The organism is Corallococcus macrosporus (assembly GCF_017302985.1).
GTDB classification, from domain to species: Bacteria; Myxococcota; Myxococcia; order Myxococcales; family Myxococcaceae; genus Corallococcus; species Corallococcus macrosporus_A.
This window is the reverse complement of sequence record NZ_JAFIMU010000007.1, coordinates 2,201,807-2,226,888: the sequence shown is the minus strand read 5'-3', so window position 1 is coordinate 2,226,888 and position 25,082 is coordinate 2,201,807. Positions and strand designations below refer to the sequence as shown.

Sequence of the window (25,082 nt, the reverse complement as noted above, 5' to 3'; positions counted from 1 at the left end):
CCTCAGCGCGCCGTCGCGGCCACCTGGGCCAGGGCCTGTTGGATCTGCGGCAGTGCGTAGGGCTTGGGCAGCACCACCACGCCCAGCCACTGCTGCGGATCCCCGTCCAGCGCCGCGCGGCCGTGGCCGGACGCGATGATGATGCGCATGGCGGGCTTTCGCAGCGACACCTCGCGCGCCAGGTCCACGCCGGACATGCCCGGCAGCGTCACGTCCGTGAACAGCACGTCGAACGGCTCCGCCGCCAGCGCCACCCGCGCCTCCTCCGCGCTCGCCACCGGCATCACCGCGTGCCCCAGCAAGCCCAGCAGCTCGCTGGCGGACGCGCGGATGTCCTCGTCGTCCTCCACCAGCAGCACATGCATCCGCCGCGCGGACTCCTGCGCCGCCGTCGCCGGTTCCTTCGGCTCCAAGCCGCGCTCCGGCCACTGGAGCTTCGGCGTCAAGAGCCGCTGCTGCCGCTGGTCCAGCAGCGTCCGCACCTTGCGCGCCAGGTCCTCGCGCCGGTACGGCTTGGACAAGAGGCTCACGCCCGGGTCCAGCCGACCGCCGTGCACGATGGCGTTCTCCGTGTAGCCCGACGTGAAGAGCACCTCGATGTCCGGTTGAAGCGCCTTCGCCTGCCGCGCCAGCTCCGGGCTGCGCACCGGCCCCGGCATCACCACGTCCGTGAAGAGCAGGTCCACCGCCACGCCGCTCTGGAGGATGGACAGCGCGCTCTGCCCGTCCACCGCGCGCAGCACCCGGTAGCCCAGCTCCGTCAGGAGCTCCACCACCGTCGCGCGCACGTCCGCGTCGTCCTCCACCGCGAGGATGGTCTCCCGCCCGCCTTCCACCGGCCCCGTCACCACCTCCGTCACCGGAGCCTCCGGCTGGAACGCGCGCGGCAGGTACACCTTCACCGTCGTGCCGTGCCCCGGCTCGCTGTAGAGCTTCACGTGCCCGCCGGACTGCTTCACGAAGCCGTACACCATGCTCAGCCCCAGCCCCGTCCCCCGGCCCTCCTGCTTCGTCGTGAAGAAGGGCTCGAACGCGCGCTCCAGCACCTCCGGCGTCATGCCGCCGCCCGTGTCCGACACCGCCAGCAGCACGTACGGCCCCGCCAGCACGTCCGGGTGCGCCTGCGCGTAGTGGTCGTCCAGCGACGCGTTGCTCAGCTCCAGCGTCAGCTTCCCGCTGCCCCGCATCGCGTCGCGCGCGTTGATGGCCAGGTTGAGGATGACGTTCTCCAACTGGTGCGGATCCGCCAGCGTGTTCCACAGCCCGCCGCTGATGACCGTCTCCACCTCCACGTCCTCGCCCAGCGCGCGGCGCAAGAGGTCGTCCATGCCGCGCAGCAGCCGGCCCATGCTCAGCGAGCGCGGCTCCAGCGGCTGCCGCCGCGAGAACGCCAGCAACTGCCCGGACAGCCGGGCCCCGCGCTCCACCGCCCCCAGCGCCGAGCGCACCCGCTGCAAGCCCCGCTCGTTGCCCGCCAGGTCGCGCTGGAGCAGCTGGAGGTTGCCGCCCACCACCTGGAGCAGGTTGTTGAAGTCGTGCGCCACGCCGCCCGTGAGCTTGCCCACCGCCTCCATCTTCTGCGCCTGCCGAAGCTGGTCCTCCGTCTGCCGCTGCTCGGTGACGTCGCGCCCGCTGGCGTACAGCACGCCGTCCTCCGGCACCGGCACCGCCGTCCAGGAGATGCGCCGGTAGCCGCCGTGCTTGCAGCGATAGGAACTCTCGAAGTTCAGCGTGGGATTTCCTCCCGCCAGGCGGGACACCTCGTCGCGCGTGCGCGAGTAGTCGTCCGGGCGCTCCAGCCACTCCGACGTGCGGCCCAGCAGCTCCTCCTCCGTCCATCCCAGCATCCGCGTCCAGGCCGGGTTGACGCTGAGGAACTTCCCCTCCGCCAGGCTACCCACCACCAGCAGGTCCTGGGACACGTTCCACACGCGGTCCCGCTCCTGCGTGCGCTGGGCCACGCGCTGCTCCAGCGTCTCGTTGGCCCGCTTCAGCTCCGCCAGCGCCTTGAGCCGGGACAGCGTCGCCCACACGCGGTCCGCCACGCTGCGCGACAGCTCGATCTCCTCCTCCGTCCACCGGCGCGGCCGCACGTCGTGCAGGAACAGCACCGCCACGAACCGGCCGTGCTCCAGCAGCGGGATGTTGAACAGCGCCCGGATGCCCACCTGCTCCAGCGTGGCCGCCTGGGGCGCCGTGCGCGGGTCCTCCCGCACGTCCGGGATGGCCACCATCTCGCCCTTCAGGAGGTCCTCCAGGAACACGCCGTAGTCGTGGAAGCGGTGCACGCCCTCCACGCGCGCCACGTCCGGCGAGGCCACCCAGTTCGGGTGCATCAGCACCAGCCCGCGCACCGCGTCCACCGTGCCGTAGCCCGCGCGCGGCACGCCCAGCATCCGTCCCACCACCTCCATCGCGAGCTGCGCGGCGGCATCCGGCGACGAGGCCTCGCGCAGCCGGTCCGCCATCTCCAGCAGCGCCGCCTGCCGCAGCTCCGCCCGCTTGCGCGCGTCGATGTCCACCAGCACGCCGGGAAAGCGCAGCGGCGTGCCCTGCGGGGAGAGGACGCAGTGGCCGCTGGCCTCCACCCACCGGTGCACGCCGTCGGAGCGGCGCACGCGGTACTCGGCGCGGTACGAACCGCCCACCTTCAGCGCGCGGGCGACGGCGGCCTCCATGCCGGGCCGGTCCTCCGGGTGCACGGATGCCAGGAATTGATCAATGGGCAATCCCTCTCGCGCCTGCTTCGGGTCCAGCGAGAAGGAGTGCGCGAAGCGCTCGTCCGTGACGACGCGGTTGTCGGGCACGTCCCACACCCAGGTGCCAATCATCACCTCGGTGTTCAGCGCCAGCTGCACGCGCTCGTTCGCGGATCGCAGCGCTTCTTCAGCCTGCTGTTGCTCGGTGACGTCCTGGGCGATGCCAATGAATTGCACCGGCTTGCCGGCCGCGTCGTACACCAGCGACGCGCGCCGGTGGATCCACCGCACCTCCCCGGTGTCCGGCCGGCGGATGCGGTACTCCACGGACGGCAGGACCTGCCCCGCGGCCCGCGTGCGCGCGTTGGACACGCGGTGCCGGTCCTCCTCCAGCGCGAGCGCCTCGATGACGGTCGCGGGCACGGTGTCCATGATGGGCACGCCGTACAGCCGGCAGAACTCCGGCGTCATCGTCATGAGGTTGGTGGGGATGTCCAGCGTGAACACCCCGATGCCGCCCGCCTCCTGCGCCAGCCGCAATTGTTCGCGCTTCACGCGCAGCCGCTCGTCGGCGCTCCGGTCCTGGAGCGCCGACGTCTCCGGAGCGGGAGGAGTGCCGGTTCCGTCATCCAGCCCCGCGGCGCGCAGGCGGAGCCGCAGACGTTCGACCTCGGCCCTCAGGGCCTGTTCGGTGTCGGAAGGGGGCACGCTCATGAGCGGAAGACCGCGGGTCGGGGGAACGGCCGCCGGTCGCGGCACTGTCCCCCGGTCCTCCGGAGTGGGCAACGGAGAATTCCGGGGGGTTCATTCCTCCGGAATCGAAGCACCCACCCCTGTGTCCGCGCCCGTCCGGGCCCGGATGAAGGCCCGGATGTGGGTCACGAGCGCGTCACGCCGCAGCGCCAGGAACGCCGCTCCGTCGCCTTGACGCAGGGCGGCCAGGGCGTCGGGGCGCAGGGCATGGCTGGGGAATACAACGGGCGGCGTCACGCCCGTGCGCACCAGCCCCAGCAGGGACCGGCCCGGCGCGAGCACCGGATGGAAGACCTGGTTCGCCAGCGTGAGCAGCAGGTCGCTGCCCGGGCCCGGCGGCGGCGAGCCTCCCGACAGCGGCGGCGGGAACAGGGGCAGGAAGGCCACCGCGCCCTGGATCTCCAGCAGCGGGACGGGCTCCAGCGCGGCGCCGGTGAGCAGGTGCCGGGGCTTCAGCGCCAGCAGCGCGGTGGCCTCCACCCGGTCCGCCACCGACGCGAGCCCCGCCATGCCGGGCTGCGAATAGCGCTCCCAGCCGCGAGGCGGCGGCGGCCCCAACTGGTCCAGCAGCGCGCGCACGGAGGCGTTCACGTCCGGCGTGAGGAGCGCGAGGCTCGCGAGCGCTCCGGCGGGCGAGGCCTGCGCGGTGTCGAAGAGCGCGTGGCGCCAGAGCCAGTGCGACAGCCGCATGCGGGCCGCGGGCGGAGGCTGGGGGTGCAGGTGGAAGAAGCGGCACAGCAGCGGCAGCGCGTCCGGTCTGGGCACGAGCCCCAGGTACGGGATGCCCGCGTCCTCGCGCAGGAAGTCGAAGGCGCGTCCCACCGCGCGCGCCGTGCGCTCCAGCGCGGGGGCCCAGTCGTCCTCGATGGCGAACTCCTCGCGGAAGTCGCGCGTGAAGTCCCGCCCATGCACCGCCAGCAGCAGCATGGGCAGCGCGTCATCCTCCAAGCGGCCGAAATCACGGGCCGCGAGCCACGCACCCAGGTCCTCCAGGCTCTGGCAGGACGTCTCGCGTTGCGCGGGAGGGTGGGGTGCCATGGGACGTCTTGCGTAGCGCGGACTCGTGAACACTCACATCACCCGCGGGTCGCAATGCTCACTTCCCGCCTTGACGCTGCGAAGAATTTCTTTAAAGAATGCACCCACGTCCTCTTCTTCTTGGAAGATGGCGTATGTACCGGGCCTCGCGTTCCCCAACCGCGGAACCGGTGCGTGACGTCCCAGTTGAGCCCCGCGCGCCGCGTTCCCCCTCTCGGCGCGCGGTGGCCCCTGGGACTTCCACCTCGCCCTCACAAACACCTCAGGTCCCCTCGAGGATTCGCGTGTCCACGTCCGCCTTCGTCCTGCCCGTCTCGCTAGCCCTGCACCTCATCACCGCGGCTCCTCCCCAGAACACCGCCACCGCGCCCTCCCAGGACCCCGCGCCGAAGTCGCCGGCCACGTCGTCGGTGAAGGCGGCGCCCCCGGCCGTGACGAAGCTGAGCGCCGCGCAGCAGGCCACGGCGGCGAAGCTGGTGGGGCCCGCGCTCGCGGAAGGCCATGCGTACGCGCGGCTGGCGGAGCTGACGGACGGGGTGGGGCCGCGCCTGTCCGGCTCCGAGTCCGCGGAGGCCGCGGTGCAGTGGGCCCTGCGCGCCTTCAAGGAGGACGGGGTGCGGGCGTGGAAGGAGCCGGTGAAGGTGCCGCACTGGGTGCGCGGCGAGGAGCACGGCGAAATCCTCCCGTCCGAGCGCACGCGCGGCCTGCCCCTGGCGCTCCTGGCCCTGGGCGGCAGCGCGCCCACGCCGCCGGAGGGCATCACGGCGGAGGTGGTGGAGGTGAACTCCCTGGAGGAGCTGGCGGCGCTGGGTGACAAGGTGAAGGGCCGCATCGTGTTCTTCAACCACACCATGGCGGAGGCTTCGGACTACGGCCGCTTCGCGGGGCTGCGCGGACGCGGGCCCGCGGCGGCGGCGAAGCAGGGCGCGGTGGCCGCGCTGGTGCGCTCGCTGGCCACGGCGTCGCTGCGCTCACCGCACACGGGGTCCACGCGCTTCGACGAAGGCGGCCCGCGCCTGCCCGCGGCGGCGGTGTCGGTGGAGGACGCGCTCACGCTGCACCGGATGCTCCAGGGCGGGGCGGTGAAGGTGCGGCTGGTGCTGGGGTGCTCGGAGCTGCCGGAGGCGGACTCGTCCAACGTGGTGGCGGAGGTGAAGGGCCGTGAGAAGCCGGACGAGGTGGTGCTCCTGGGCGCGCACCTGGACTCGTGGGACGTGGGCACGGGCGCGCACGACGACGGCGCGGGCGTGGTGATGGTGATGGAGGCCGCGCGGCTCATCGCGAAGCTGCCCCAGGCGCCCCGGCGCACGGTGCGCGTGGTGCTGTTCATGAACGAGGAGAACGGCCTGCGCGGAGGCCGCGCGTACGCGGAGGCGCACGCGAAGGAGCTGCCGAAGCACGTGGCCGCCATCGAGATGGACGCGGGCGGCGGGCGCCCCCTGGGCGTGAGCCTGCACGCGGGCCCGGGCGGTGAGGCGCTCCTGCGGCCGTGGCTGACGCCGCTGGAGGGGCTGGGCGCGGCGCGGTTCCTGGTGGGGCACGCGACGGGCGCGGACCTGAGCCCCATGGAGCCCGCGCACGTGCCCTTCGTGGGCGTGCGCGTGGACAGCAGCCGCTACTTCGACGTGCACCACTCCATGGCGGACACGCTGGACAAGGTGGACCCGCAGGACCTGTCGCGCAGCACCGCGGCGGTGACGTGGATGGCGTACGCGCTGGCGGAGGCACCGGGCACGCTCGCGCGCCCCACCGCGCCGGAGTCGGACACGCCTCCGCCGCCGAAGAAGTAGCCGAAAGGCGCTACGACTCCGCGGGGGCCTTGCGCGGCCCGCCCTGGCGGAGCGGCAGCTCCGGGAGCAGCAGCGTGACGAACAGGGCCGCCAGCGCGACGAAGATGGCGAAGCGGTACACCGCCATCGTCGCGCGGGTGAAGGATTCCTTGAGCGCGCGCTCCACGCGGTCCACGGTGGACAGCGCGCGGGCCTCGTCCGCGTCCACGCGCGCGCGGGCCTCGGGGCCTTCTTGTAGAGCCTGACGCCGCTCCTCCTCGAAGCCCTCCCGCAGCTTCGCCTTCACCTGCTCCGGCTGGAACTGCTGGCCCTGCGGCGCGCCCTCGCCGCCCAGGCCTCCCGGCGCGGACGCGCGCAATTCCTGACGCACGTCCGGGCGCAGCCCATGCACGGCCTGCTGCGTGCGCGATTGCATCTCCCGGCCCAGCGTGCCCGCGAACACGGTGCCCAGCAGCGCCACGCCCACCGTCATGCCCAACTGCCGGAAGAACGTCGTCGCGGACGTGGCCACGCCAATGCGCTGCGGCGGCACGGAGTTCTGCACCGCCACGGTGTAGAGCGGGATGGACGGCCCCAGGCCCAGGCCCACCAGCACCATCTTCACCGTGACCTCGGCCTGGCTGGAGTCGGGCGTCAGCGTGAAGGCCATCACCGCGAAGCCGCCCATCAGGAACAACAGCGCCCCCACCATCAGCGCCTTGTAGCGGCCCATCCGCGACACCAGTTGCCCGGACAGCACGTTGCCCGCCACCACGCCCAGCGTCAGCGGCGTGAGCGTCAGCCCGGAGTGCGTCGCGGACAGCCCCACCACGTTCACCATGAACAGCGGCAGGAAGGTGACGGACGCCAGGAACACCGCGCCAATGATGAACACCGCCGCGTTGCCCGCGGAGAACGCGCGCAGGCGGAAGAGCGAAGGCTCCAGCAGCGGCTCCTTCGCATGGCGCTCCCGCCACACGAAGAGCCCCAGCCCCACCGCCGACAGCGCGAACAGCCCCAGGATGGGCGCGGAGCCCCACGCGAACCCTCCCGCCCGGGGCGTCGCCTCGCCATGGCCCAGGCTGAGCGCGAGCAGCAGCGGCACCACGCCCACCGCCAGCGCCACCGCGCCCGGCAGGTCCAGCTTCCCGCCGTGCAGGCCCTCCGGCTTGAGCGGCGGCATGCGCAGGAAGATGAGCGCCAGCGCGACCGCGCCCACCGGCAGGTTGATGAAGAACACCCAGTGCCAGCCCAGCGCGTCGGTGATGAAGCCGCCAGCCAGCGGGCCAATGACGCTGGACAGGCCGAACACCGCGCCGAACAGGCCCTGGTACTTGCCCCGGTCGCGCGGCGGGAACAGGTCCGCCACCACCGCCAGGGAGCCGGTGAAGAGGGCCGCGCTGCCCAGCCCCTGCACCGCGCGGCAGAGGATGAGCACCAGCGTGGAGCGGGACGCGCCGCACAGGAAGCTGCCGGTGAGGAACACGGCGATGCCCGCCACCAGCACCGCGCGCCGGCCCAGCAGGTCCGACAGCTTGCCCCACACGGGCACCATCATCGTGGAGGCCACCAGGTACGCGGTGGTGAGCCACGGGTAGTGCTCCGGCGCGATGTGCAGGTCCGCCTGGATGGTGGGCCCCGCCGTGGCGACGATGGTCTGGTCCAGCGCCGCCAGCAGCAATCCCAGCAGCGCTCCCGCCAGCGTGAAGGCCTTCTGGGAGCGGCTGAACCGCTCGGACGCCGGCGCGGCGTGGGAGTCCAGGGCGGTGTCGGCGACGGTCTCAGGCATGGCGCGCATGCATCCGCGCGAATCTGGGGACGGCGGTGGAGGCTGGCCACGCCCGCCTGCCCGCCTGCTCTCCGTCCCGGAGGCAATGCCCCGTCCGGCATCCACCGGAAGTACCGTTCATCCGGCAAGGGTCCTTCGGGGATGCGGGGGCACGGCCCTATCCTGCGCGTCCCTTCATGCCGGACGTCGGGCGCGCCAGGCACGCGAGCGCGTCCTCCCGAGGAGTGAACATGCGGATCCGTGGTGCGCTGACCTGCGCCGTGATGCTGGTGTCCCTGGCGGCGGGCTGCAAGGACGACCCGAAGCCCCAGCCCGACGCCGGAGTGCCGGACGCGGGCTCCGATGCGGGCTCTCCGGATGACGCCGGCACCGCCGGGCCCACCCTCTCCGAGACACCCCGCTGGCAGGTGGAAGGGGATGGCCTGGATCCGCAGGAGTGCTTCGGCCGGGGCGTGGCGCTGGGTGACGTCAACGGCGATGGCCGCCGGGACCTGCTGGTGATTTCGCCGCCGTGCACCAGCCGCCCCACGAACCCGGGCCGGGTGATGGTGTACGCGGGGGAGGCGTCCTACTTCTCCAAGACGCCCGTCACCTCCACCGTGTCGTGGGTGCATCCCAGCCCGCGCACGTCGGGCTACCAGATGGTGGTGGGCACGGGCGACGTGGACGGGGACGCGTACGCGGACGTGCTGGTGAAGAGCTACTACGGCGTCAGCGTGTACAAGGGCGGGCCGGACCTGTCCCAGGTGTTCGCGCAGCCACTGTTCCGCGTGCCGGACTTCACGACCCTGCGCTTCGCCGCCGCGCAGCTGCTGGACGTGGATGGCGACGGGCTGGACGACCTGCTCGTCACGACCTTCACTGGCAGCACCACCCTCTATCGCGCGACGCCCGGCGCGGCGGAGGGCCCCTTCACCAACGTGCGCGTGCTGTCCGGCTACGCGCAGCCCGCGGGAGACACGGACGGGGACGGCGCCCAGGACCTGCTCATCACCCTGGCCGACGAGGACACCCGCTACGGCCTCTTCCTGGGCTGCAAGGCGGGCAGCTCGCGCGTCTGTGATGGACCGCTCACCTCGCAGCCGGTGTGGAAGGGCACGGCGGAGAGCATGCGCGGGATTCCGGACCTGAACGGGGACGGACGGCCGGACGTGCTCGTGGGGCTCCGGGGCAGCGTGCGCCTGCACCTGTCCGACGCCTCCGTCCAGGGCTACTCCGCCACGCCCACGTGGCAGCTGATGGACGACCCGGCCTTCCCCAGCGTGGCCGCCCAGAGCGCCACGGTGGGCGCCATGGCGGAGGGCGGTATGGGCCGCGACTTCGTGCTCGCCTCGCTGGGCCGCGTGTACCTCTTCCGCCCCACGCAGAACGTGTCCGGTCCGCTGGAGCCGGTGTGGTCGTGGCCGCGCGCCAACCGCCTCGTGCCCCAGACGATGCTGGGCTTCACGCTCCCCAGTCTCGTGAGCCCCGGCGACCTGGACGGGGACGGGTACGACGACCTGGTGGTGGGCCTCTCCCAGGAGAACGACGGCACGCGCGCCCCGGGCCGCGTGGTGGTGTACGGCGGCGGCGCGGTACCGGACTCGCAGGAGCCCGCGCCCGCGCTGATGCCCACGAAGACGTGCAACCTCCAGGTGGATCCGGTCAACGGCAAGCCGGACCTCACGGTGGACCGGGACGTCATCGCCCGCACACTCTTCATCGAGCGGCGCTCCTTCACGGCGGACTCCTGCGAGGTGCGCGAGGGCTGCGTGCCCGCGGGCGGTGAGCGGCGCCTGCTTCGCTTCACCACCTCCATCATGAACATGGGCACCGCGCCCGCCGTGGTGCCCTCCCCGCAGGAGCGCCCGGACCTCTTCGTCTACGACGAGTGCCACCAGCACGACCACCTGGTGAACTTCGCCACCTACGACCTGAAGGACGCGGCGGGCCACACCACGTCGGTGGGGCGCAAGCAGGGCTTCTACATGGTGGACTTCACCCAGTACTGCGCGGACGGCACCGCGTTCGCCTGGTACGACCCGGGCACGGGCATCTCCCCGGGCTGGTCGGACGTCTACACGGCGGACACCGCCTGCCAGTGGCTGGACGTCACGGACACGCCGGACGGCGACTACACCGTTCGCGTGGGCGTGGATGAGAACCACATCATCGACGAGCTCGACGCGCTCCCCAACGAGGCCACCGTCAAGGTGCGCTTGCAGGGGGACACGGTGACCGTGCTGCCCTGAGGCGGCGCGAGAAAAGCCGCGCGCATCGTTTCTCCGCGCAGGGGCTCCTCTCGGGACAGGGCTGGTGGAAGGCCAGCCGGTTCATTCCCTGGGGGAGCAATTCATGCGGATGCGGTTCGCGCGGTCTTTCGTGGTGGTGGGAGTGCTGGCCCTGACGGGCTGCAAGGAGGATCCAAAGCCCCGGCCGGATGCCGGAGTGCCGGACGCGGGCTCCGACGCAGGCCCTCAAGACGACGGCGGCACCTCCGTCAGCCCCACCCTCTCCGAGACGCCGCGCTGGCAGGTGACCGGAGACGGCGCGAACCCCCGCGAGTGCTTCGGCCGCACCGTGGCGCTGGGCGACGTCAACGGCGACGGGCGCAAGGACCTGCTGGTGACGTCCGCGCCCTGCTCGGGCCTCCAGACGGACCCCGGCCGCGTGATGGTGTACGCGGGCGAGGCGCGCGACTTCTCGAAGACGCCCGTCACCACGACGATGACGTGGGTGCACCCCAGCCCCCGCGCCTCCAGCTACCGGATGACGGTGAGCACGGGCGACATCGACGGGGACGCGTACGCGGACGTGCTCGTCGCCACCTCCTACGGCGTCAGCGTCTTCAAGGGCGGACCGGACCTGTCCCAGGTGCTGGCCCAGCCGCTGTTCCGCGCGCCGGACTCCACCACCGTCCGCTTCAGTGGCGCGCGGCTGCTGGACTTGGACGCGGACGGCAGGGACGAGCTCGCCGTCTCCACGCTCGACGGAAACCTCACCGTATATCGGGCGACGCCGGGCGCGGGGGCGGGGGCCTTCACCGCCGTGCGCACGCTGACCGGCGTCCCCAACCCCGCGGGCGACGCGGACGGGGACGGCGTCCAGGACCTGGCCGTGACCCACGACGACTTCACGGTGGAGCTCTTCCTGGGCTGCAAGGCGGGCAGCGCTCGCGTCTGTGAAGGGCCGCTCACGGCGCAGTCGGTGTGGACGGGCCAGGCCGAGTCCTTCGCCGCGCTGCCCGACCTGAACGGAGACGGCCGCGCGGAGGCGCTGCTGCTCCTGAACGGCAGCCAGCGCCTGCACCTGTCCGACGCCGCGAGCCCGGGCTACGCGCCGCAGGTCACCTGGCAGCCCATGGACGACGCGGCCTTCCCGCTCTTCGGACAGTCCTTCATCACCTTCAGCAAGACCGCCGTCCCCGTGGGCGCCATGGTGGAGGGCGGCACGGGCCATGACTTCGTCATCGGCGCCATCGGCCGCGCGTATCTCTTCCGCCCCACCGCGAACGTGTCCGGTCCGCTGGAGCCGGTGTGGGCGTGGCCGCGCGCCAACCGCCTCCTGCCCCAGACGTCGATGGGCACCGACTACCTGGGGCTGGCCTCCGCGGGCGACCTGGACGGGGACGGGTACGACGACCTGGTGGTGGGCGTGTCCCCTTCACTGAGCGGCACGCCCGCGGGCGCACCCTCGGGAGACGCCACCCCGGGCCGGGTGATGGTGTACGGCGGCGGCGCGGTGCCGGACTCCCAGGAGCCCGCGCCCGCGCTGCCCCCGACGAAGGCCTGCAACCTCCAGGTGGATCCGGTCAACGGCAAGCCGGACCTGACGGTGGACCGGGACGTCCTCGCACGCACGCTCTACATCGACCGGCGCTCCTTCACGGCGGACTCGTGCGAGGTGCGCGAGGGCTGCGTGCCCGCGGGCGGCGAGCGGCGCCTGCTTCGCTTCACCACCTCCATCATGAACCTGGGCACGGGCCCGCTGGTGGTGCCCTCCCCGGAGGAGCGCCCGGACCTCTTCGTCTACGACGAGTGCCATGAGCACCACCACCTGACGAACTTCGCCGGCTACGACCTGAAGGACGCTTCCGGCAATTCGATGTCCGTGGGGCGCAAGCAGGGCTTCTACATGGTGGACTTCACCCAGTACTGCGCGGACGGCCTTCCCTACAGTTGGTACGACCCGGGCACGGGCATCTCGCCCGGCTGGTCGGACGTCTACACCGCGGACCTCCCCTGCCAGTGGCTGGACGTCACCGACACCCCGGACGGCGAGTACACCGTGCGCGTGGGCGTGGATGAGAACCACATCGTGGACGAGGCCGACACGCTCCCCAATGAAGTCACCGTCAAGGTGCGCCTGACCGGTGACACGGTGACCGTGCTGCCCTGAAGCCCGGGAAACCCCGCCGCGGACGGGCGTCCGGTGAAGGCCGCGTGCAATGGGCGGCCCTCCTGGGCGTAGAGTGCCTGACGCGGCCCGTCCGCCGGGGTCCCTCCCGGTGCGCCAGGCCGCGCGGCTTCCAGCGTGAAGGGGTGGTTTCGTGAACTTCCGGGTCGACGTGTGGGAGGGGGCGCGCATCGCGCTGACCTCGCTGCGCTCCAACCGGCTGCGGACGGTGCTCACCACGGTGGGCATCGGCGTGGGCGTGTGCACCCTGCTGGCCATCGTCGGCATCATCCAGGGGCTCAACAGCTCCTTCGCCGACCAGCTCAACAAGATTGGCTCCAACACGCTCCAGGTGTCCAAGTTCCCCTGGGTGATGAACGGGGACTGGTGGGCGTACCGCAACCGCAAGACGCTCTCGCTGGACCTGGTGGATCCGCTGCGCAACGCCTCCGAGCACGTCGTCGCGGTGGCCCCCATGATGTTCGTCAACGCGGAGGTGGCCTTCCAGAACCGGAAGCTCGCCTCCGTGCAGACCATGGGCACCAGCCCTGACTACGCCATGACGTCCTCGGTGGAGATGGGCCAGGGCCGCTTCCTCACGCAGGCGGACGTGGACAACCGCTCCGCCGTCGTCGTGATTGGCGCGGAGGTGGGCAAGGTGCTCTTCCCGGGCATCAACCCCGTGGGCCACCGCATCCTCGTGGACCGCCGCCCCTACCGCGTCGCGGGCGTCATCGTGGAGCGCGGCACCGTGCTGGGGCAGAACGTGGACCTGGTGGTGATGCTCCCGTACACCGCGTTCCAGGGACACTTCGGCACCCAGCGCGACGTGACCCTGGTGCTCGCGGTGGACCAGCAGGAGAACGTCCCCCGCGTGCAGGACCGGCTCACGGAGACGCTGCGCCGCGAGCGCAACACCAAGCCCGGCGCGCCGGACGACTTCGCCATCAACCGGCCGGACCAATTGGCCAACATGTACAAGCAGCTCACCGGCGCGCTCTACGGCGCGGCCACGGGCGTGGGCCTCATCACGCTCCTGGTGGGCGGCATCGGCATCATGAACATCATGCTGGTGTCCGTGCGCGAGCGGACCCGCGAGATCGGCGTCCGCCGGGCGCTGGGCGCGCGCAAGCACACCATCATCCTCCAGTTCCTCATGGAGGCGGCCAGCGTGTCCGCGGTGGGCGGCGCGCTGGGCACCGCGGTGGGCATGACCATCGCGTGGCTGGTGAACTACCTCACGCCCCTGGCGGCGGCGGTGCAGCCCATGACGGTGGTGCTGGGCGTGGGCTTCTCCGCGGTGGTGGGCCTCCTGTTCGGCATCTGGCCCGCGGCGCGCGCCGCGAACCTCGACCCCGTGGAAGCGCTCCGCCACGACTAGGCGAGCGGGAGAACCCTGACCATGTGGATGGCTTTCTGGGACACGGTGCGGCTGGCGTTCGGCACGTTCCGCTCCAACCCCCTGCGCTCCTTCCTGACGCTCTTGGGCATCGTCATCGGCGTCACCACCGTGGTGTCCATGATGGCCCTCATCGAGGGACTCAAGAACCAGGTGAATGACCAGATGTCGGAGCTGGGCAGCGACTGCTTCCAGGTGCAGCGGCTGCCCTTCGGCCAGGGCGAGCTGTCCGTCGCGGAGCTCGCGCGCCGGCCGCGCTTCACCTACGCGGACCTGGACGCCATCCGCACGCAGCCCTCCATCCTGCAGGCCGCCGGGGAGGACTCCAAGGGCGGCCAGAAGGCCTCCACCTCCGAGCGCGAGTCGCGCCCCAACGTGCACGTCTGGGCCGGCACGGCGGAGTACTTCCACACCAACGCGGTGAGCCTCGCCACCGGGCGCCCCTTCACGGACGCGGAGTTCGTGGACAACCGGCGCGTGGCGGTGATTGGCGCGGACCTGGCGGACACGCTGTGGCCCGGCATGGACCCGCTGGGCCGCGAGTTCCGCATCCTGGGCCGCACCTTCCAGGTGGTGGGCACGCTCAAGCGCCGGGGCGGGTTCCTGGGCGGCGGCAGCCAGGACAACCAGGCCATGATTCCCCTGTCCACGTTCGCGTCCATGTTCGGCGTGCGCGACTTCCGCATCAGCATCCAGGCCGTGTCCCCGGAGGTGCTCCAGCGCGCCCAGGATGAAGTGACGCTGCTCATGCGCCGCCGCCACGGGCTCAAGCCGGACGAACCGGATGACTTCTTCCTCTACAACAACGCCTCCGCCACGGAGATGTTCAACAACCTCTCCTCGGCGGTGTCCGCGGCCAGCTTCGGCGTGTGCATCCTGTCGCTGCTGGTGGGCGGCATCGGCATCCTGAACATCATGCTGGTCGCCGTGACGGAGCGGACGCGCGAGATTGGCATCCGCAAGGCGCTGGGGGCCAAGCGCTACCGCATCCTCGCGCAGTTCGCGCTGGAGGCGGTGGTGCTGTCGCTGGTGGGCGGCGCGGTGGGTGTGGCCCTGGGCGTGGGCCTGGCGCACCTGGCGCGCTGGATGATCAACCTGCCCACGGAAGTGCCCCTGTGGTCCGTCATCGTGTCGCTGGTGATGAGCTGCGGCGTGGGCCTGCTCTTCGGCATCTACCCGGCGGCGCGCGCGGCGAAGCTGGACCCCGTGGAGGCGATGCGCTCGGAGTAGCGCGCACGCGCATCCAGGGCATGAAGAAGGCCCCGACCCGGCATGAAGCGGGTGGGGCCTTTTTTCATCACGGTCGTGGCCGGCCCGGGACTACGGGCAGGGGTACGTACAGGTGATCTGCCCGGTGATGGGGTTCTTGAAACACGTGGGCGTGCAGTCCTGCGCATCGGCGGAGGACGGCGTGGCGGCGATGCCCAGGCCCATCACGGTGGCGGCGGCGGCGAGGACGAAGGCGATGCGACGGACGTTCTTGCGAGCCTGCATGGTGTCGTCTCCTTGCGTGGTGTTGGCGCTGCACGGAGCACTCTAGGGACCGGGACTGACAACGCCAGCGCTGTTGTCGCCGGCTCGCGCGCTGGCGCGGAGGGCGGGGCGGCGAGGTGCCGCACGCGGGAAGAAAATTGAAACGCCGGTGCGGCGAAACGGCGCGTCAACGTCTGGGAGTGGGGGTGCGGCTCCACTGATAGCCCAGGGTGGCGCCAGAGCCGATGAGCGACAGCGCGAGGTAGCGGCGCAGGAAGTCCAGCCGTTCGCTGGAGCCCGCCAGGTGGCGCAGGCCTTCATGCACGGCGATGCCCAGCAGCATTCCCACCGTCGCGCCGCCGAGCGCGCCCAGGTACGCGTGGCCGCGATCCTGGCTGTCGCCGAACGCGACCTCGCCCATGCCCCACGAGCCGAGCGCGGCGACCGGAGGCGTGACGACCATGGCGGCGCCGAACGCGCCCACCTCCAGCTCCAGCCACCGGCCCTGCGGATACGAGGGGTGGACGAAGAGGAAGCGCCCCGGAAGCGAAGCGAGCACGGTGCCCGCGGCGGCCTCCGCGGCGGTGGCACCCAGCCGCGTGTCACCGCCCACGCGGGTCGCGGCCCAGACGGTGCCCAGGGGCAGCAGCGTGAGCCCGCCATGCGCGGCCCAGGTGGCACCGGACAACGGCGCCTCCGTGTCGGGCTCGCCATGGGGAATGAATGGCCGCAGTGCCCGCGGAGGCACGGCGGGAGGCGGAGGATCCGCGTCCAGCAACGGCGCATCCCGGACGGTGGGCTCCAGCGGAGGCGGCGGAGGTTCCGCCGCGGGCTGCGGATCATCCCGGGGCGCGGCGGGCTCGGCCTCCTGCGTCTCCACGGAGGCGACCGCGACGGGGGCTCTCCACAGGCCCACCAGCAGGAGCGCTCCGAGCGCCGGTGCCATCCCCCATCGACCCATGCCGTGTCCGTCCTCCCGGGCGTCCGTGTCCGCCCCCAGCAGTGCGCATGCGACGCGCCCGGCACCACCGGCCTCGTGTTTCAGATGTCTCAAGCGTCGGCGGGTGGACGGTGCCCGGCTCCATCCACCCCGTTCCTCCACGCGGAAGCACACGGTGGATGCGGAAGGGCGGGGCGTGCCCTAGTTTCCGGGCCGTGCGGCTGGTCTGGCCCATCCTGCTCGCCCTGCTCGCCGCGGGGTGTCCCTACCCGAACCACCGACAGGACCTGCGCCTGCGCGCGCTGCCGGAGGACCCGGCCGGGCGCGAGCTCGCCTTCGAGCAGACGCTGGGCATCCCGATGGAGCCCGGCAACGGCGTGGAGCTGGTCCAGAACGGCCGGGTCTTCGACGTCATCGAGGAGGAGATCCGCGCCGCCCGCTCCAGCATCCACATCGCCAGCTACATCTGGCGTCCGGGCATCCCGTCGGACCGGCTGCTCATCGCGCTGCGCGAGCGCGCCCCCGGCGTGCAGTGCCGGGTCATCGTGGATCCGCTCGGCAGCGTGAACTTCGAGGTCGTGGCCCCCGTGCTCGCGGACGCGGGCTGCGACGTGCGCATCTACCGGCCCTATCAGGGCGCGGTGACGTCCCTGGACGCGGTGAGGTTCCGGGCGCGCATGCACCGCAAGATGGTCATTCGCGACGGCGAGGTCGCGCTGACCGGCGGCTTCGGTATCTGGCGCAGCTGGCTGGGCAACGGCGACGCGCCGGAGACCTGGCGCGACACCAACATCCGCGTGCGGGGCCCCGTCGTGCGAGGCATGCAGCTCGCCTTCGCGCGCAACTGGCAGGAGTCCGGCGGGGACTTCCTGCCGCTGGAGGCCTTCCCGGAGCTCGCCCCCGCGGGCAACGCGCGGGCCTGCTTCGTCGCCAGCACCGGCCACCGGTTCCTCTCGGAAGCCTCGAGGATGTGGCTGCTGTCCATCGCGTCCGCGAAGCACCGGCTGTGGATCGCCAACTCGTACTTCCTGCCGTCGGAAGCCATCAGCGACATGCTCATCGTCAAGGCCCGTGAGGGCGTGGACGTGCGGGTGCTGGTGCCCGGCCGCTACCACGACGTGGGCCCCGTCCTCGCCGCGCAGCGGGCGTCCTACGCGCGGCTGCTGGAGGCCGGCGTGCGCATCTACGAGTACGAGATCTCCATGATGCACGCCAAGACGCTGGTCGCGGACGACACGCTGAGCGTCGTGGGCTCCACCAACATGGATCCGCTGGCGCTCAACCACACCGACGAGGGCTCGGTGATGGTGGAGGACCCGGTGCTGGCGGAGGAGCTGGCCGCCTCCTTCGAGCAGGACCTCACGCACTCCGCGGAGGTCCACTGGCACGGCTGGAAGCGGCGGGGCCTGCTTCAGAAGCTGAAGGAGAAGCTCCCGTGGTTCATCGGCGACTTCCTATGAGCCGGGGCGTGCGGCGCGACCGGGCCCGCAGCCGGGCGCTCGCGGACATCCGGGGCAGGGGGCCCGCCTCCAGCAGCCACGGCGGGGCCACGTCGCGCAGCGCTGCCAGGTACGCCGGCGAGCGCATGGGCGGGCACACCAGCACCGCCTTCACGAACTCCTCTGGCGGCGCGTAGCCGTGCGCGTCCACGGCGTGGATCATCATCGACGGAGCGATGTAGAGCCGGTCATACGCGGGGATGAAGAGGTTGCTGGTGCCCAGCTTCACGCGAGGGCCATCCTCCAGCTCGAAGGTGCGGGGGCCTTCGGTGAACCGGCACAGGCCGCAGGCGTGCCACCCCAGTGAACGCCGGGGCTGCCACGGGTCATCCAGCAGCTCCACCAGCCGCATCACGAAGCGCCGCGACACATGCCCGCGTGGATACGGGTGCAGGTGGTCGATCCATCCCACCGCGAGCACGGGCTTGCCGCCCTCGCCGGGGTCGGAACACGGGGTGAGGTCTTCGAACCAGGCCATGAGGCCGGAAAGCGTCTCACCGCGTCCGGCGTGGGAGCAAGCCAGCCCCCGGCATCTGTCCGGAGCCCATCGCCTTGGGAGACAGCGTCCACGCCCACCACACCGGCCCAGGAGGGCCCGTCCGTCCGCCTGTCCGGCTGACAAGGGACGGCCGCTGCGGGAAGCCACGCGGGGCCGGAGCGCGTTCGTCTCTTCATGCCTTCGATTCGACCGTTCCGTGCCGCCCTGTTGTCGCTGACCGTGGCCCTGCCGGTATTCGCGGCCGGGCCCGCCGTATGGGGCGAGGGGATGATGGTGAAGGTGCGGCCGGGGACCGCCGCCCGCAGCGCCACCGAGGTGCGGCTCACCGCCGCACGCAACGAGTTCGTCTCCTTCCAGGTCGCGCTGCAAGGCGGTGACACGGGACTGACGGGCGTCCGCGCGAAGCTGCCCGCGCTGGAGGGCCCCGGCTCCACGGCGGTGAGCGGGCCGGATGTGACGCTGTACCGCGAGGCGCTCGTCACCACGAAGCAGGCGTCGGTGGCGGGAGAGCCGGTGGGAGCGTGGCCGGACGGGCTGGTGCCGGACACGGACGAGGTCGCCGGTGAGACGCGCAGCGCCTTCCCCTTCGACGTGCCCGCGAGAGAGGCCCGGGCCCTCTGGGTGGACGTGCACGTGCCCCACGACGCGCCGCCCGGCGACTACGTGGGCACGGTGACGGTGGAAGCAGACGGAGGCTTCCAGCGGCAGGTGACGGCGCGTCTGACGGTGGTGGACGCGGCCCTGCCGAGCACGTCCTCGCTGCCCTCGGCGTTCCTGCTCTGGCCGCCGCACGTCTGCCGGGCGCACACGGGGCGCGAGGACTGCACGCCGGAGGAACTTCAGCCGCTGCTCGCGCGCTACCAGCGGATGGCGCTGGAGCACCGCTTCACGCTCTCCAGCCTCTTCCCGCGCAAGCCCTGGCCGCCCGCGTGGAGCGACTTCGACGCGACGTGGGGGCCGTACCTGGACGGGACCGCGCCTTCGAGGCTGCGGGGCGCGAGGATGACGAGCCTGGAGTACGTGGGCCCGCTCGACGCCGCGAACCTGAAGGACTTCACGGCGCACATGCAGGAGCGGGGCTGGCTGGACCGGGCCTACGTGCAGCTCGGGGACGAGCCGCCCTACGGCACCAGCTTCGAGCAGGTGCACGCGACGGGGGAGCTGATGCGCCAGGCGGCCCCCGGGCTGCGCACGATGCTGACGACGAACTCGCGCGAGCTGAAGGCCAACCGCCTGGAGGAGCAGGTGGACGTGGCGGTGCCGCTGGTGAACCACCTGGACGGCACGGAAGCGAACTTCCGGGGGGATCAGCGAGGAACGTACACGGGCTTCCTGGAGCGTCCGGGAACCGAGTTGTGGATGTATCAGAGCTGCATGAGCCACGGCTGTGCGTATGGGACCAACGCGCCGGAGAACAAGCCGGGCGCGGGCTGGCCGTCGTACATGCTGGACCGGTCGGCGGCGAAGGCGCGAGCGATGGAGTGGGTGACGTTCCTGCAGGGCGCGACGGGCGAGCTGTACTACCAGTCGGTGGGCATGCTCTCCACGGCGTGGAGGGACCAGTACCGCTTCAACGGCAATGGGGATGGGACGCTCTTCTACCCGGGCACGCCGGAGGCCATTGGAGGGAAGACGGACGTGCCGGTGGCCTCGCTGCGGCTCAAGCTCATCCGCCAGGGCATGCAGGACTACGAGTGGCTCAAGGCGGTGAGCGACGCGGGAGACCCGGCCTTCGCGCGGAAGGTGGCCCGGGACCTGATTCCGGCCGCGTCGCGGGTGACGGACGACGGAGCCGCGTTCGACGCGGCAAGGCTGAAGCTCATCCAGCGTTACGAGGAACTGACCGCCACCGGGGCGCCCGACGCGGGCACGCCGCCGGACGCGGGAACGAAGCCGCCAATGGACGGAGGCACCACCGCACCCGCGCCGGATGAGGCCGCGGGAGGACCGTCGCGGGGAACGCCCGGAACCCCCGCCGACGTGACGCCGGACACGGTCGCCGACGCCCAGGCGGGAGGCTGCAGCACGGGGGGAGGAGGCACGGCGGCAATCGCGGGAGGCCTGCTGTTCGTGGCCTGGGCGCTCGGAAGCATGCGCCGTCAGCGAGCCCGAGTGACCGTCCCCGCGCGCCGGAAGCAGGCGCGGAGGTAGCCAGACCAAAGTGGGAAGCTTGCCGCAACGCACCAAACCCACAGGCCAGGCCTCCGCACGGAGCCACCCTGGCAGCGCCGCACCATGGAAACCTGTCCGACAGTCGGACAGGTTTGGACGCCCCAGCCGGACCCGTTGAGAGGCCGTGTCGGACCCGGGGTGTACAACGCGCATGTCCGGGGGCTCGGTGGGCGTGTAGGCGCTGTGCATGCCGGAGGCATGCTCCGGGGCCTCATGCTAGAGGGCGGCGCATGAGCACGGACGTGGCGAATCGGGTCATCCTCCGCGAGGCGCGACCCGAGGACGACAAGGTGGTTGGGGAACTGCTGGTGGAGGCCTACACCACGCAGTACGCGAAGCTGATGCCGGAGGTCGTCTACTCCGAGGAGCGCAAGGCGTTCCTGCGCGACGTCGCCTCCCGGCGCAAGGTGTGCACCATCCTCGTGGCGGAACTCGACGGCGAGATCGCCGGCACGGTGGCCCTGTACCCGCCCGGTGCACCCGGCACCGAGGCCTGGCTGCCCAACACGGCGGACCTGCGCGCCCTGGCCACCTCGGTCCGCTTCCAGGGGCAGGGCCTGGCACAGCCGCTGCTCGCGGAGACGGAGGCCCTCGCGAAGCGCTGGGGCGTGGACGCCATCTCCCTCCACGTGCGCCGGGGCGCCAAGGGCGTCGCGCGCCTGTACGAGCGTCGCGGCTACCAGCGCAAGCCGGAGGGCGACATCGACCGTCTTCCGGACGTGTACCTGGAAGCGTACCTGCTGCCCATGAAGTGACGCATGTCAGGCGGGAACGCGTTCATCCGTGGATTGCGCATCCCGTCTGACGCCGGAGGGTCCGCGAAGGCTCGCGAGAAGACCCGGGCACCGGAGGGGATCGCGCGCCGGAGTCATGGCGTGCGTCCTGCCCCGGAAGGGGCGCCGGTCGGCACGCCGACCCCCATCCCGGTGGTCCCATCATGAAGATTCCCATTCCCGAGCAGTCGCTCGTGCTGCTCATCGGTCCGTCTGGCTCCGGCAAGTCCACCCTCGCGAACGCGCACTTCCTCCCAGAGGACGTGCTGCCCGGCATGGGCGACGAAACGAAGCTGCACGACGAGGTGTCACGAAGGCTCAAGCAGGGCACGCTCACCGTCATCGACGGCGTGCCCCTGAGCTCCGAGTCCCGCCGTCACTACGTGACCCTGGCGCGTGAGCACCACGTCGCCCTGGTCGCGGTGGCGCTGGACACGCCGGAAGCGCTCTGTCTGGAGCGCAACCGCGCGCGCACCGGGTCTCACCCCAGCCCCCGAGCCCTGCGCAATCAGGTGCAGCAGCTCCAGAACGCGCTGAAGGGGCTGACGAAGGAAGGCATCCGGCACGTGCACGTGCTCACGCCGGACACGGCGGACGCGGTGGCGTTCGAGCACCGCCCGCTCCCCAGCCACCGCCAGGACGAGCACGGGCCCTTCGACATCATCGGAGACATCCACGGGTGCTTCGACGAGCTGAATGCCCTGCTCACGTCCCTGGGCTACTCGGTCGCGCCGCGCGCGGACGGAGCGCCCGGCTTCGACGTGAGCGTGCCCGGCGGACGCAAGGTCGTCTTCCTGGGCGACCTGGTGGACCGCGGGCCCGGCGTGACGGACGTGCTGCGGCTGGTGATGGGGATGGTGGAGGCGGGCACGGCGCTGTGCGTGCCGGGCAATCATGAAATCAAGTTGCTCAAGAAGCTGCGTGGCAAGGACGTGCGCGTAGGGCGCGGCCTCGCGATGACGCTGGAGCAACTGGAGCGTGAGCCGCCCGGGTTCTCCCTGGCGGTCGCCGACTTCATCGAGGCCCGCTCCCCGCACTACGTCCTGGACGACGGCCACCTGGTGGTGGCCCACGCGGGCCTGAAGGAGCCCATGCACGGCCGGGACACCCCCGAGGTGCGCGACTTCGCCCTTTACGGAGAGACCACCGGCGAAGCGGACGCCTTCGGTCTGCCCATCCGAGCCGACTGGGCGCAGCAGTACCAGGGCCCCGCGACGGTCGTGTACGGCCACACCTCCGTGCCGGAGGCCGAGTGGGTCAACAACACCGTCTGTCTGGACACGGGCTGCGTGTTCGGAGGGAAGCTGACCGCGCTGCGCTATCCGGAGCGGGAGCTCGTCTCCGTACCGGCGCAGCGCGCGTATTGGCAGTCACGGGGCCACGCGGCCCCGTGAGTCGCCTCAGGCCGCCGCCGCGGTGACGCCGGACAGGCTCCGGCGCGCCGCCTCCAGGCAGTCGTCCAGGAAGCGCAGGTAGCAGTCCAGCCCGCGCGCGCCGAACGCCGCCAGCCGCCGGCCCTCCTCGGGGTGGGTGCTCAGGAGCCCCTCCATCATCCGCTCGTTGAGCGCGGTGTGGCCCACGTCCACCTCCGCGTGCTCGCGCAGGAAGGTGAGGGAGTCCAGCGTCCCCTGTCCCAGCACCGCGCGCACGTTCGCCAGGATGCGCGGCACCAGCACCACCGCCAGGTAGCCCACCTCGTACTCGATGGCCGCCTGGCCCAGCGGAAGGTCGCCGGTGATGGCCTCGTCGTGCACCTGCCGGTACTCACGCATGGCGGCCGTGGGCGCCTGGGCCACCAGCGCGTCCGCGTCCAGCTTCTGGGCGTGGCTTTCGTTCCACCGCACGGTCAGCACGCGCGCGTCTTGAATGGTCATCAGGTGGTGCCCAGCCTCGTGCTTCGCGTGGGTGATGAGCTGCCGGCCCACCTTCTCCTGTCCCAGCGCGATGCAGCGCTCACCGGCGCCGCGGATCCACCCATCCACGGGCTCGGTCATGTACGCGCCCCGGGCGGACCACTCGATGAGGAAGCGCGCCATCAGGTCCGGCGAGATGTCCGGCGACAGGAGCGTGCGCACGACGGCATCCGTCTCCAGGCGGGCGCGGGTTTCCTTCGTGTGCGGCAGGTAGTGCGTCTGGATGAGGGTCATGACAGTTCCTTCTGGGGGTGTGAGTGCGGACGGGGTGCCGTCTGCTCGTGGATGTGCTCGAGGAATTCGGAAGCCAGGTCCGCGGGGATGAGCCACAGGAAGGGCTTCATGTCGGGAGCGGGGTCGTGCAGGCCCGCGGCCTCCACGTCGCCGGCCTCTTCGGCCAGGAAGGTGAAGCCGTCGCGGCCCCGGTGCGCGAACCAGTGGCGCGCGCCGTCCATCAGCGCCGGGTAGGCCTGCCGTGCCCGGGGTGACAGCGCGAACAGCCGCACGGAGTCCAGCAGCCCGAAGGGATTGGTGCCGGGAGGTCCCGCCTCCAGCACGGCCACCGCCACCGGCTTCTCGCCCTCGCGAGCGACCAGCAGGTGCCGCTCGCGCTCCAGGCCCACGGCCTGCCAGGACCGCGTCGCGTCCCGCAGGTCCAGCGTCTCCAGGCGCAGGTCCAGCGCCTCGGCGTAGCAGGCGGGGCGGGTGAGGGCGATCCGCTCCACCAGCAGCCGCCGCTCCGCGTCCGTCGCGGGCCCCAGCTCCAGTCCGGTGACGGGCGAGGCCGGGGCATGGCCGCACTCGACGTCAATCATTCGCATGGGCAGCAGCAGCGTCCGTCCCGTCGCCGCCATGCGGTCGGCGAAGCCGACGTGCGCGCGGTACGTGAAGGGCACGGTCGACTCGATGTACGCCGCGAGCCAGCGGAACCCGGGGTCCCGCTGCGCGTGCTCCACGCAGCGCACGTACACGTCGCGCAGCATCTGGCCCCGGAGCCGCTCGAACCGCGTGGCGTCCTGGCGCCGCGCCAGTTGGTGCACCATCCACACGGAGCGGTACGGCTTCATCGCGGAGAGCGTCGCCTCCACGCCGCGCTCGGAAGGCCACACCACCTCGGTGAGGACCGAGCCCATGGAGCCGGCCTGTCGGCCCAGCTCCACGAAGCTCCGCCGTCGCGCCTCGAAGTCCTCCGCGGACCGGCCCGCGAGGTTGAAGTAGCCGGAGTCGCTGAACAGCCGCCACTGCTCCTCCACCCGGGTCCCATCGGTGCGCGTCGTCGGATGGAGCACCCGGTCCACCAGCGCCCGCCAGCGCTCCGCGTCCTCGGCGGTCAGGGGCGTCACCTGGAACCCGCACTGGAGCTCACCGTCGGCGCGGCCCGTCACATGGCGCACCTCCCCGCGCAGCGACACGGCCTCGCCTCCCTCCGTGCGCAGCTCGATGGGCTGGAGCACCCGGCCCGGTGCGAGGCGCTCTCCCGTGCCCAGCCGCAGCGACAGCCCGCTCGCGGACACGTCCACGGCCCCGCGCTCCCGGCCCAGCCAGCCCGGCAGCGGCAAACGCACGCGCAGGTCCAGCGGCGCGGGAGCACGCCGGTGGGCCCGGCGGCGCAGCTGAAGCACCTGACGCGGCAGCGGCGTCACCCAGGTCCCCGGCTCCACCGCCTCGCCGGACAGGAGCATCCGGTAGACGCAGCCGTGACCGAACACCTCCACCTCCCACGCATCCGCGCCGGGATCCACCGTCAGCCCGGACCAGTGCAGGCTTCCGCTGTCGGGCTCCAGCGTCTCCAGCCGCAGCGGCGACGCCGTGTCTCCCCGCCGCAGCAGCGCGGGCGAACCCAGCGCGGCGGCGGTGGCGAGGATGCAGCGGATGCGCTCGGGATTTGTGAGGTCCCACCGGATCGCCCATTCCAGGACCGGTGCCTCGGACAACGGACGCAGCTGTGCGCGAGCGAATGGCGCTCCCACGATGACTCTCCAGATGAATGAC

Annotated in this window: 17 protein-coding genes; 9 read left to right on the top strand and 8 right to left on the bottom strand. The window is 71.8% G+C overall.

Features of this window, described 5'->3' with window-relative positions:
• Positions 1-2: 2 nt before the first annotated feature.
• The gene (locus JYK02_RS21490; protein WP_207053635.1) at positions 3-3,413 is read right to left on the bottom strand and encodes a hybrid sensor histidine kinase/response regulator; all 3,411 of its coding nucleotides are present in this window, start codon (positions 3,411-3,413) and stop codon (positions 3-5) included.
• 90 nt (positions 3,414-3,503) lie between these two features.
• Positions 3,504-4,490 (bottom strand): hypothetical protein, encoded by a 987-nt coding sequence (locus JYK02_RS21485; protein ID WP_207053634.1) that lies wholly within the window; start codon positions 4,488-4,490, stop codon positions 3,504-3,506.
• A 284-nt stretch (positions 4,491-4,774) separates the two neighbouring features.
• On the opposite strand from JYK02_RS21485, the gene JYK02_RS21480 reads away from it, so the two are divergent.
• A complete protein-coding gene (locus JYK02_RS21480) occupies positions 4,775-6,280 on the top strand; it encodes a M20/M25/M40 family metallo-hydrolase (protein ID WP_207053632.1) in 1,506 nt (501 codons plus the stop codon).
• Positions 6,281-6,290: 10 nt separating this feature from the next.
• On the opposite strand, the gene JYK02_RS21475 is transcribed toward JYK02_RS21480, so the two are convergent.
• Complete coding sequence (locus JYK02_RS21475; RefSeq protein ID WP_207053629.1) at positions 6,291-8,048, bottom strand: MDR family MFS transporter; 1,758 nt, start codon at positions 8,046-8,048, stop codon at positions 6,291-6,293.
• Between the two features lie 230 nt (positions 8,049-8,278).
• On the opposite strand from JYK02_RS21475, the gene JYK02_RS21470 reads away from it, so the two are divergent.
• The 4 genes from JYK02_RS21470 to JYK02_RS21455 all read left to right on the top strand — a co-directional run bounded on the left by JYK02_RS21470 (position 8,279) and on the right by JYK02_RS21455 (position 15,051).
• Entirely contained in the window at positions 8,279-10,279 is a 2,001-nt protein-coding gene (locus JYK02_RS21470) for a lysyl oxidase family protein (RefSeq protein WP_207053627.1), read from the top strand.
• Positions 10,280-10,382: 103 nt separating this feature from the next.
• Positions 10,383-12,425 (top strand): lysyl oxidase family protein, encoded by a 2,043-nt coding sequence (locus JYK02_RS21465; protein ID WP_207053625.1) that lies wholly within the window; start codon positions 10,383-10,385, stop codon positions 12,423-12,425.
• Positions 12,426-12,576: 151 nt separating this feature from the next.
• Positions 12,577-13,803, top strand: a complete 1,227-nt coding sequence (locus tag JYK02_RS21460; RefSeq protein ID WP_207053623.1) for an ABC transporter permease — start codon at positions 12,577-12,579, stop codon at positions 13,801-13,803.
• A 21-nt stretch (positions 13,804-13,824) separates the two neighbouring features.
• On the top strand, positions 13,825-15,051 hold the full coding sequence (locus JYK02_RS21455) for an ABC transporter permease (protein WP_431603488.1): 1,227 nt from the start codon (positions 13,825-13,827) through the stop codon (positions 15,049-15,051).
• A gap of 90 nt (positions 15,052-15,141) precedes the next feature.
• On the opposite strand, the gene JYK02_RS21450 is transcribed toward JYK02_RS21455, so the two are convergent.
• Complete coding sequence (locus tag JYK02_RS21450) at positions 15,142-15,315, bottom strand: hypothetical protein (RefSeq protein WP_014392946.1); 174 nt, start codon at positions 15,313-15,315, stop codon at positions 15,142-15,144.
• A 166-nt stretch (positions 15,316-15,481) separates the two neighbouring features.
• Positions 15,482-16,255 (bottom strand): hypothetical protein, encoded by a 774-nt coding sequence (locus JYK02_RS21445; protein ID WP_207053622.1) that lies wholly within the window; start codon positions 16,253-16,255, stop codon positions 15,482-15,484.
• A gap of 194 nt (positions 16,256-16,449) precedes the next feature.
• Between JYK02_RS21445 and JYK02_RS21440 the strand changes: the two genes are divergently transcribed.
• Complete coding sequence (locus tag JYK02_RS21440) at positions 16,450-17,694, top strand: phospholipase D-like domain-containing protein (protein ID WP_207053621.1); 1,245 nt, start codon at positions 16,450-16,452, stop codon at positions 17,692-17,694.
• Here JYK02_RS21440 and JYK02_RS21435 read toward each other — a convergent pair.
• Positions 17,675-18,211 (bottom strand): hypothetical protein, encoded by a 537-nt coding sequence (locus JYK02_RS21435; RefSeq protein ID WP_207053620.1) that lies wholly within the window; start codon positions 18,209-18,211, stop codon positions 17,675-17,677. The genes JYK02_RS21440 and JYK02_RS21435 overlap by 20 nt on opposite strands.
• A gap of 195 nt (positions 18,212-18,406) precedes the next feature.
• Between JYK02_RS21435 and JYK02_RS21430 the strand changes: the two genes are divergently transcribed.
• From JYK02_RS21430 to JYK02_RS21420, 3 genes are all read left to right on the top strand, one after another.
• Positions 18,407-20,383, top strand: coding sequence for a DUF4091 domain-containing protein (locus JYK02_RS21430; protein WP_207053619.1), 1,977 nt, complete (start codon positions 18,407-18,409; stop codon positions 20,381-20,383).
• Positions 20,384-20,634: 251 nt separating this feature from the next.
• Positions 20,635-21,159 (top strand): GNAT family N-acetyltransferase, encoded by a 525-nt coding sequence (locus tag JYK02_RS21425; RefSeq protein ID WP_207053618.1) that lies wholly within the window; start codon positions 20,635-20,637, stop codon positions 21,157-21,159.
• A gap of 182 nt (positions 21,160-21,341) precedes the next feature.
• Positions 21,342-22,571, top strand: a complete 1,230-nt coding sequence (locus JYK02_RS21420; RefSeq protein ID WP_207053617.1) for an AAA family ATPase — start codon at positions 21,342-21,344, stop codon at positions 22,569-22,571.
• A gap of 6 nt (positions 22,572-22,577) precedes the next feature.
• Here JYK02_RS21420 and JYK02_RS21415 read toward each other — a convergent pair whose 3' ends face one another.
• The gene (locus JYK02_RS21415; RefSeq protein WP_207053616.1) at positions 22,578-23,324 is read right to left on the bottom strand and encodes a hypothetical protein; all 747 of its coding nucleotides are present in this window, start codon (positions 23,322-23,324) and stop codon (positions 22,578-22,580) included.
• The gene (locus JYK02_RS21410; RefSeq protein ID WP_207053614.1) at positions 23,321-25,060 is read right to left on the bottom strand and encodes a PilZ domain-containing protein; all 1,740 of its coding nucleotides are present in this window, start codon (positions 25,058-25,060) and stop codon (positions 23,321-23,323) included. The genes JYK02_RS21415 and JYK02_RS21410 overlap by 4 nt, the downstream gene beginning before the upstream one ends.
• Positions 25,061-25,082 lie beyond the last annotated feature (22 nt).